A 9,436-nucleotide genomic window follows, 5' to 3' on the forward strand; every position below is an offset into this window, starting at 1 on the left:
ACCGGACCGAAGGCCCGTCCCCCGTCCCGCCCCACCGCCCCATCCTCGAGATGCAGTCCAGCTTCGGCAACCGGGCCGCCACCACGGCGGTGCAGCGGGCCAAGGACGCGGCGAAGGGAAAGGCTCCGGCGAACGGGGCCGCGTCCACCGGGGCGAAGAGTTATCGCGACCGGATCGCCGCGGCCCTCGACAAGGCCAAAAAGCATCTCGAGTTCATCGACACCTTCGTCAAGGGCGTCCATGTCCCCGCGAACGCGGGCTTCTCCCAGCAGGCCTCCGCGACGGCGAACGACGGCCTCAAGCACTCCGCCGGCTCCTCGGGGGCCGCCGCCGCGTCGGAGAACCTCGTCACGGAGACCGCCGGGGCCGTGCTCAGCGGCATGGAGGCGGCCAAGTCCAGGAAGGACGCGGCGCAGCACAAGAGCGGTGCGGCCTTTCACGGAGCAGACAAGAAGGCCAACACCAAGACGGCCGACGCGGTCATCGGCGCCGCCGGGGCGGCGAACTACGCCCTCGGTATCGCCAAGGAACTGTCCAAGGCCCAGAAGGCCGCGCACGCCATGAGCGTCTCCGAGGCCGGCGGGATCGGCTCCGGTGTCGTCGGCGCGGTGAAGGGTGCCCGTGCGGCGGGCCGCGTCGGGCTCACTGCCCGCAAGTACCGCGCGTTGAAGGGGCTCGAGAAGCCCGACCGTACGGACGAGGGGGAACTGAACCGGCTGAACCAGGCACGGCAGACGGCCGAGTGGGCCGCGGCCGAGGCGTACGTCACGATGGATGCCCACTGGGACCATGAGGGCGACGACCGGGTCGAGCGCGTCTCCGAGGCCATCGAGGTGGCCTGGGCAGCGATGGGCACCGTCCGGGACGCCGCCAGGAACCTCCGGCAGGCCGAGGATGTGAACACGTTGAACACCGTGCACACGTACGCGCTCGGCAAGCAGCGCAACAAGATGGGCAAGCAGGCGTTCACCGCCGTGGGCGAGTCCACCAAGGCCGCGGGTGGCATCGTGACGGCGGTCGCCGCCACCGCGGGAGGAGCGGGACTGGCGAGCAATCCGGTCGGCTGGGGCCTCGCCGCAGGCGCGGCCGGCCTCATCCTCGGCGTCACCGCCTACAAGGCCGGGCGCGCCGGCATGAAGCGTTACGAGGGGGCCCGCCACCCCGAACGCTGGGCGGGCGACACGACGCCGGCGGAACCCGCCTCACGCGAGGATGCGCTGAAGGAGGCCCTGAAGTTCTGGAAGAAGGTGGAGAACGGCGAACGCCAGGCCATGGCGCGGAAGATCTACGGATTGGCGGCGGGTGTGGACATCGCCGGGAGTGGCGACACATCGGCCGAAATGCGGGACTCGGCCAGGGCTCTTCTCCTCGCCCTGAAGGCAGGCCCCGCCCAGCACCAACAGAACCCGGACGAGTGGGCGGACTCCCTCAATGATCCGGAGAAGAGCGCCTCATGGGTCAAGGAGATAGCGGAACAGCTGTCCTCGGCCTGACCGGAAGGTACTGAAGGGCTGTCCGGCCACGGGGCCCGCACGGCAGCTTCACCGCACGGGCCCCGCCCCCCGTTCCGCATACGGGGCCGTGTCACCTCACGGGCGCGGACGGCACGGATCGCGCCGTCCGTACCAGGGACCGCTCACTTCAGTCCGAAGGCCCTGATCACGTCCTGGGTGACGGCGAGCCCGTCCGGGCCCTGCGCCGACGCGCGCAGCGACACCGACCCGCCCTTCGTGCGCGGCGTCACCAGCCGGACCGTCCAGCGCCCGTCACCGGCCTTCGTCAGCGGCACCGCCCGCCAGCTGCTCCCCTCGTCGTACGAGACCTGCAAGGTGGCCGAGTCCGCCGCAGCGCCGGTCCGGTAGACGGAGGAGTGGAGCCCCAGCGTCACCTTCCGGCCCGCGGGCAGGTCGCCGCGCAGATCCGTGCCCACGTCGTAGCGCAGATCGAGCAGCGGGACCTCCTTGCTCGGCGTGCCCTGCGGAGGCGCGGCCGAACGGAAGTCCCAACGCGTGTGTGTGCGCGTCGACTTGTCCCACTTGGCGGTGTCACGGGCGGCATCGAGGGTGATGCTGTACGCCTGTTCCGCGGCGGGCAGCCCGGTGGCATAGCCTGAGTAGCCCAGGCCGGTGGTCAGCAGGCTGTCGCCCTGCCGGAACTGGACCGTGACACTCCCGTCGCGGACGCCGGGCGACATCGCCGTGTGCCCGGCGCCCGCACCGGACCACGCCGGAAGGTTCCAGGACACGCCGTTGCTGGTGCGGCTGGGCCGCCAGAAGCTCTCGCCGAAGCGCGGCGCCACCACCGGCGCGAACCATTCACCCGTGTAGTGCCCTCCGGAGGCGTAGCCGCGGTCGGCGGCGATCTCGATGACGTTGTCGGCACCGGGACCGCCGAGCTCCGCGCGGTGCTCCTCGTGCCAGGCCCCGAGCGTTTCGGGCAGCGCGGTGAGGAAGTCGGTGCGTGCCGCCGGATAGCTCTCGGTCTCGTTGCTGGCGGCTCCCTTGCCCCAGTACGGGCTGAAGACCCGCCGCCCGACGCCTTCCGGCGTCACGCCGTCAGTCCACGCCGCGTGGAAGTTCGTCTGCACGCGGGCCAGTTCGCTCTCCCTGGGCCGGTACACGAGGTCGTGGTCCGGGATCGCACCCTTCCGGTACTCCAGCAGGTCGTACTGGTACGCGGGGCTGCGCCGCCCGGTGACGGTGAGCGTGCCCCGACCGGACTCCGCCTCCTCGATCAGCCGGGCACCGTCCGACTGCCGGACACCCGCCACGGTGAGACCGTGGGCATCGGTGTACGTCTCGTACAGTCGGCCCCGTCGGTCGTTGACGGTGATCAGCAGGGCGGCACCGGCGTTCGCGGCGGCCTCGGCCCGCTCGTCCGGGCTCGCGCCGCGGCGGTCGACGACGACCGCCTTGCCCTTCACGTCGAGCCCGGCGTAGTCGGCGCCGGTGCCCTTGCCGGCGTACACCGTGCGCAGGGTGCGGCGCCCGTCGGACGGGACCGCGCCGTTCTGGGCTGTCAGCTGGACGTCGTGGCCGATGCCGGTTCGGGCATCGAGGGACTTCTGCTGCTGGCGCCAGTGCACCAGCAGGTCCTGCGCGCCGGCCGCCTCGTCGGTGGGCTGGACGTACAGGGCGTCGTACGACGGGTCCATGACGAACGCCGAACCCGCGCCTGCCCTGCCGTCGGGGAACGTACGGCGGAACTGCACCACCGTCTGCCGGTTCTCGGTCTCGCGCGGAGTGACCGCTGCCACCCGGTTGGCGAGGGAGGCGTCGAGTCGTACCGTGGCCCCGCCGTCTCCAAGTTGTACATCGGGGGCGGCGACGAGTGCGAGCCCCTGCTCGTCGGCACGGTCGCCGGCGACGTCGAGGAAGCCCCAGGCGGTGTACATGCGCGGCGGCAGCCGCAGCGTCGTCCTGCCGTAGACCGTGACGAAACCGGGCGCGGCGCTGCCCGGATAGGTCATCGCGATGGTGCCTGTCGTGGGCTTGCCGTCGCGGTCCCTCAGCTCCAGCGTGTAGTCGTAGAGTTCCGGCTCCTTGAGCAGTGCGAACGCGGTGTGGGCCACCATGACCGCGCGCGCCGTGTCGGTGGCGGTCACCTGGCCGGAGACGGCCGAGTTGGTGGTCATGGCCGACGGGTCGAGGCGCAGCGTCACCTCGGCTGCGCCCTTCGCGGGCACGGTGACCGAGGGGCGCGAGAGGGTGAAGTGGTCGTCGCGGGTGTCCAGGGCCAGGTCCAGCGTCACATCGGCAGTGCCCGTGTTCCGGTAGGTAATGGTGCGCTCGGCGGGGCCGTCGTCCTTGTTCTGCCAGGTGACGGCGACCGTACCCAGGGAGCCGGGGGCCTCGATCGTGCTGTCGACGGCGGCGGCGACGTCGAGCCGTCCCGCGCCCAGCTGGTAGGGGGTGAAGGCGTTCAGCTTCTTCGACGACGACATCAGCGCGCTCTTCAGCCGGGCCGCGTCCCAGTCCGGGTGGGCCTGGTGCAGTACGGCGGCGCCGCCGGCGACGTGGGGGGTCGCCATCGACGTACCGGTCATCGACTGGTACATCGGTCCGCCCTCGGCCGGGTGTGCGGCGGCGGCACTGATGGACACGCCGGGCGCCGAGATGTCCGGCTTGATGGCGTAGGTGCGCCGCACCGGGCCCTGGCTGGAGAATGCCGCGCGGGTGTCCTGCTTGTTGACGGCGCCTACCGTGAGCGCCGCTTCGGCGGCTCCGGGGGAACCGATGGACCCCACGTCGGCGTTGTTGCCGGCGGCGACGACGAACAACGGCCCGCCGTCCGCGGACAGCGCGTTCACGGCCTGCGACACGGGGTCGACGCCGTCGGACGCGGTATTGGTGCCCAGGCTCATCGACACGACGTCGACACCCTCGTCCCGGGCCCACTGCATGCCCTCGATGATCGCGGACTCGGTGCCCTCGCCGGCGTCCGACAGCACCTTGCCGACGTACAGGGCCGCGCCCGGCGCCACACCCTTCTTCGCTCCGTCGGAGGCGGCGCCGGACCCGGCGATGGTGGACGCGACGTGGGTGCCGTGCCCCACCTTGTCATCGGTGCTCTCGCCCGGCACGAAGCTCTTGGACGCCACGATGGCGCCCTTGACGTCGGGGTGCGTGGCATCGATGCCGGTGTCGAGGACGGCGACCTTGCTGCCGGTGCCGTCGAAGCCCTCGGCCCAGGCCTCGGGGGCCCGCACCTGCGGCACGGACTCGCTCAGCGTCGGCTCGATCTTCCTGTCGAGCCACAGCTTGCCGATTCCGGTGTCGGCGTCGAGAGACCGGGGGGCCGTCGGAGTGTCGGGCGTGATGCCCGCCCAGAAGGCCCGCGCACGCCTGGCATCGGTCTTCAGGGCAGTGGCGCGGACAGCGGCCAGAGCGCGCACCCGCTTCGACCCGGCAGGCGCGCCCGGGAGAGCCGAGGACCGGGCGGCCCGCCCGTCCCCCGCCCCCTTCGGGGCGGTCGCGATCAGCGGAGTGCCGCCGGAGCGGGCGTCGTCGTAGCCCATCTCGACCAGGCCGGTGACGTTGAACAGTTCGACGTCGAGTCTGTCGGCGGCGATCAGCCCGGCGGCCTGCGCCGGAATCACGTAGGTGTTCGTGCCGTAGGTCTGTATCTGCACGCCTCCGTGCGAACCGGATGCGGTGTCGACGGTGACGGGATCGGAGCTGCCCGGCAGGTCCGTGTAGTGGACGACGTCACCGGTGACGAGGGTGACGTCGTACATGGGCGACGGGCCGGTCTTCCCGGCGGTGGCGCTCCTGGCGCCGTCATCCGCGCCGGCGGGGGTGGGCAGCAGTGCCCCACCGCCCAGCGCGAGCGAGAGCACCGCAATGGCCGGTACCAGGAGTCTCCGGCGTCTTGGATGTGAGGATGTCATGGCCCGTATCTGCGCAGGCGGGCCGACGGCCATACCGGGCCGGGGTGGCGACACCTCGTCATGGCGCGGATTCGCCACGGGGTGTGAGGAGCGGTGGGGCTCCGGGGAACGCCGAAGGGCCGCCCCGGATTTCTCCAGGACGGCCCTCGACTTCTGGTGTCCGAGGGGGGACTTGAACCCCCACGCCCGATAAAGGGCACTAGCACCTCAAGCTAGCGCGTCTGCCATTCCGCCACCCGGACCAGGTGGTCGGCCCCGGTTTCCCGTGGCGACAAAGAAAACAATACCAGGGGTTTGGGGTCGCCCTCACCTGCATTTCCCGTGGTCTTCGCCCTGGTCAGTGCGGTGCACGGGCCTCGGCGGGACACAGCCGGGGCCCCCGGCCGCCGCGCGCGCACCCTGTGTGGACGGTCGCGCACACACGGTACGGCCGGAGGTTCGGCGACGGCGTCCGCCGGTGCACGGGCGGGCCGGGTTACGTTCGCGGGCATGAGTGATCGCGGCTACCGGCCACCCCGCACGCTGTCGCCCTTGCGCGAGCGCCTGCGCGAAACGTTCTGGTTCGCTCCGACCCTGACGCTGGTCTGCGCCGTGGTGCTCTGGCTCGTCGCCTCGGCCGTCGACGAGCAGATCGTGGCCTACCTCCAGGACGAGGGGGCGTACGACGAGATCTCGGACCTGGTCTCGATCGCCGAGGACACGAAGACGATCGTCGTCACGGTCAGCTCGGCGATGATGACCTTCATCGGTGTGGTCTTCAGCATCTCGCTGGTGGCCGTGCAGATGGCGAGCGGCCAGCTCACGCCCCGGGTGGTCCGGATCTTCGTACGCAGCCGGATCAGCAAGCTCACGCTGTCCGTCTTCCTGGCGACGTTCGTGTTCTCGCTGCTGGTCCTGAGCTCGTACGAGAGCACGGCCGATCCGCGCCGCGTCGTGTCCGTCCCCTTTGTGCAGAGCATCCTGACCGCCGTGCTCGTCGGGCTCAGCCTGCTCCTCTTCATCGCGTACGTGAGCTCCACACTGCGCCTGATGCAGGTCGGGCCCGTCGTCGACCGGATCACCCGGGACTCCTTCCATGTGCTGCGGCGGATGCCCGTCGGCGGGCCGCAGGAGGAAGGAGTGCTTCCCGCCGAGAGCGGGCAGATCCCGCACGCGGGACGCGCCGGCGTGCTGCGGGACGTGAACGTGGCACGTCTGGTCCGGGTCGCGCGGAGACAGGGTGTGGTGCTGCGGCTCATCCCGCGGCTCGGGGACTTCGTCGTGCCGGGTACTCCGGTGCTGGCGGTGCACGGCGGGGACGCGCCGGGCCCGCACGCGTTGCGGTACACGGTGTGGGTCGGGGTCGAGCGCACGCTCCACCAGGATCTGGCGTTCGGACTGAGGCAGCTGTCGGACATCGCGCTGCGGGCCCTGTCGCCGGCGGTGAACGATCCGACCACCGCCGTGCAGTGCCTCGACCGGATCGTCCAGTTCCTCGCGGCCGTGGTGAAGCTCCCTCTCGGTGTCGTCCACCATCGGGACCGTAAGGGGTCCGTACGGCTCATTCAGGACGTGCCGGAGTGGGCGGATCTCGTGGATCTCGGGTTCGAGGAGATCCGCCGGTGCGCGACGGACAGCCCGCAGGTCACCCGGCGGCTGCTGGCCGGGATCGATGACCTGGTGGCACTGGCCGGGCCGGAGAGGCAGGGGCCGCTGCTCCGGCACCGCGCGCTGCTGGTGCAGGCGGTGGAGCGCACGGTTCCGGATGCGGCCGAGCGGGAGTTCGCGCTGTTGCCCGACCGGCAGGGGATCGGCTGAGGGGGCTGGGTGCGGGCGCGGCCCGCCCTCCCCGTACCTCATGGGAGGGGGGCCGCCGTGGGTTCTACTTACGCAGTGCCGCCATGCCCTCGTAGCTGATCCGCGCCTGCTTCAGGGACTGCGCGAGGTCCGTGGAGCTCGGTGCGGTGTCCTGCTCGACCATCGGGTTGCGGTACTGCGCCTCCCCGACGCGGCGGAAGAAGGTCCGGTAGTCGATGACCCCGGTGCCGAAGGGGACCATGTCGTAGCCGTCGCCACTGGCCGTGTTGATGATGCCGTCCTTGGCGTGGAACAGCGGGTAGCGCTTGTTGTGGCGGCGGACCACTGCCGCGGGGTCGAAGATGTTCTCCCGCACCGATCCGTCGAGCGCCGTGTAGGTGTGGAACTTGTACTGGGCGACGTGCGCCCAGTAGACGTCCATCTCCAGCCATACGGTCTTCGGGTCGGTGACCTTGAGGAAGTACTCGAGCTTGCGGATGCCCGAGCTGCGGGTGGGCCGTCCCTGGTCGTCCAGCGGACCGCCGTCGAGCAGGAAGCCGTACGCCGCGTCGTGGTTGTGCGTGTACAGCTTGATCCCCGCACGGTGGGCGATCTGCCCCAGCGCGTTCCACTTGTCGGCGGCCACGTCCCAGTCGGCGCGGTAGGCGCTGCCGGTGGGGTCGCCACCGGTGCCCATGTGGTCCATGCCGAGGATGTTGGCTATCTCCAGGTGCCGCTTGAACTGGTCGAGGTCGCTCTGGCTCAGGGGCCAGGACCCCGGGATGAAGCCGTGGTTGCCCTGGGCGCGCAGCCCGTAGTCGTCCAGCCAGGAACGCAGCAGCTTCGCGCCTTCCACCGATTCGAGGTTGTTTCCGCCCGGTGCGTTGGCGTGCTGGCCGTACCCGGCGAACTCGACCTGCTTGTACCCGTAGCGGGCCAGCTCCTTGAAGACCTCGCGGAAGCCCGAGGGCAGGGTCGTGCTGAGCGGGTCCCGGCCCGTGGCATCGCGCACGGTGTACAGGATGATCCCTCGCTTGTGCGCGGGGACCAGGGCCTGGCCGTGTCCGTGACCGTGGTCGTGCCCCGGACCGGAGGCGGGCCGGGCGAAGGCCGGCGATGCGCCGAGGACGGGCGCGGCGATCGCCGCCGCCCCGGCGGCGGTGCAGGTGCTGAGGAAGCGGCGGCGGTCGATGCCGAGGCTGCGGCGCAGGGCGCCGTCCGTTCCGGATGCGTCGTCGTTGTACACGGTCACGGTCTCTCTCCTTTTCGAAGATGCTCGCAGCGCTGTGAACGGACCGGTCTCATGCGAGGCCGGCCAGCGTGAGGAGCAGGGACTTCACTTCGGTGGCCCGGACGGGTCCGGTGAACGCGTGGGGGGTGGAGCAGAGGATGAGCGGACCTTCTTCGTCGCTCGGGGGGAGGCGGCCGTGGCTGCCTCGGATGGGTGACGGGTCGAGCGGTACGACCGCCATGCGGTAGCGCATGCCGAGCTTCTTGCGGGCGACGGCCGTGACCGCCTTGACCCGGACATAGGGGTCCTGGGGGTCCATGAAGAGCTCGACGGGGTCGTAGCCGGGTTTGCGGTGGATCTCGACGAGCTGGGCGAAGTCGGGTGCGCGGTCGTCGTCGAGCCAGTAGTAGTACGTGAACCAGGCGTCCGGTTCGGCCACGGCGACCAGTTCGCCGGAGCGCGGGTGGTCCAGGCCCTGTGCCTTCTTGCCCTCGTCGTCGAGGAGCTGCTCGATGCCGGGGAGGCCGGCCAGGGCTTCGCGGGCCGCTTCGAGATCCTCGGGACGGCGTACGTAGATGTGAGCGATCTGGTGGTCGGCGACGGCGAAGGCCCGCGACGTCATCGGGTCCAGGTACTCCATGCCGTCCTGGGTGTGGACCTCCAGGAGGCCGGCGCGGCGCAGCGCCCGGTTGATGTCGACGGGCCGGTCGACCCGGGTGATGCCGTACTCGGACAGGGCGACGACGGTGCGTCCCTCGCGGCGGGCGTCGTCCAGGAGCGGGGCCACGGCCCGGTCGAGGTCGGCGGCGGCCCGGAAGGCGCGCGGGTCGTCGGGGCCGTAGCGCTGGAGGTCGTAGTCGAGGTGCGGGAGGTAGCACAGGGCGAGGTCGGGGTGGCGGGTGCCGAGGATGTGCCGGGTGGCGTCGATGATCCACTGGGAGGAGACGAGGTCGGCGCCGGGTCCCCAGAAGTGGAAGAGGGGGAAGGTGCCGAGTTTCTCGGTGAGTTCGTCGTGGAGGGCGGGCTGGCGGGTGTAGCAG

5 protein-coding genes and 1 tRNA gene are annotated in these 9,436 nt (G+C 71.0%); 2 read left to right on the plus strand and 4 right to left on the minus strand.

Annotation, left to right across the window (positions count from 1 at the left end):
• Positions 1-1,493, plus strand: a 1,493-nt coding sequence (locus JGS39_RS35880) for a hypothetical protein (RefSeq protein ID WP_219573952.1), incomplete at its 5' end; no start/stop codon positions are given.
• Between the two features lie 143 nt (positions 1,494-1,636).
• Here JGS39_RS35880 and JGS39_RS35885 read toward each other — a convergent pair.
• Both JGS39_RS35885 and JGS39_RS35890 read right to left on the minus strand, forming a co-directional pair.
• Positions 1,637-5,389, minus strand: a complete 3,753-nt coding sequence (locus JGS39_RS35885; protein ID WP_219573953.1) for a S8 family serine peptidase — start codon at positions 5,387-5,389, stop codon at positions 1,637-1,639.
• Between the two features lie 154 nt (positions 5,390-5,543).
• Positions 5,544-5,631: transfer RNA gene (locus tag JGS39_RS35890), tRNA-Leu, on the minus strand.
• Between the two features lie 247 nt (positions 5,632-5,878).
• On the opposite strand from JGS39_RS35890, the gene JGS39_RS35895 reads away from it, so the two are divergent.
• On the plus strand, positions 5,879-7,186 hold the full coding sequence (locus JGS39_RS35895; RefSeq protein WP_219573954.1) for a DUF2254 domain-containing protein: 1,308 nt from the start codon (positions 5,879-5,881) through the stop codon (positions 7,184-7,186).
• A gap of 64 nt (positions 7,187-7,250) precedes the next feature.
• On the opposite strand, the gene JGS39_RS35900 is transcribed toward JGS39_RS35895, so the two are convergent.
• Positions 7,251-8,417 carry a sugar phosphate isomerase/epimerase family protein gene (locus JGS39_RS35900; RefSeq protein WP_219573955.1) on the minus strand — a complete coding sequence of 389 codons (1,167 nt, stop codon included), beginning with the start codon at positions 8,415-8,417 and terminating at the stop codon, positions 7,251-7,253.
• A gap of 49 nt (positions 8,418-8,466) precedes the next feature.
• Positions 8,467-9,436 (minus strand): alkaline phosphatase family protein (locus JGS39_RS35905; RefSeq protein WP_219573956.1); only part of this gene is annotated, 970 nt, incomplete at its 5' end.

The sequence above is a fragment of the Streptomyces poriferorum genome (genome assembly GCF_019399235.1).
In the GTDB taxonomy this organism is placed as follows: Bacteria; Actinomycetota; Actinomycetes; order Streptomycetales; family Streptomycetaceae; genus Streptomyces; species Streptomyces poriferorum.

Excerpts from the sequence above, each read along its gene's own strand:
- JGS39_RS35885 (WP_219573953.1), bottom strand. The coding sequence starts at position 5,389 with ATGACATCCTCACATCCAAGACGCCGGAGACTCCTGGTACCGGCCATT.
- JGS39_RS35895 (WP_219573954.1), top strand. The coding sequence starts at position 5,879 with ATGAGTGATCGCGGCTACCGGCCACCCCGCACGCTGTCGCCCTTGCGC.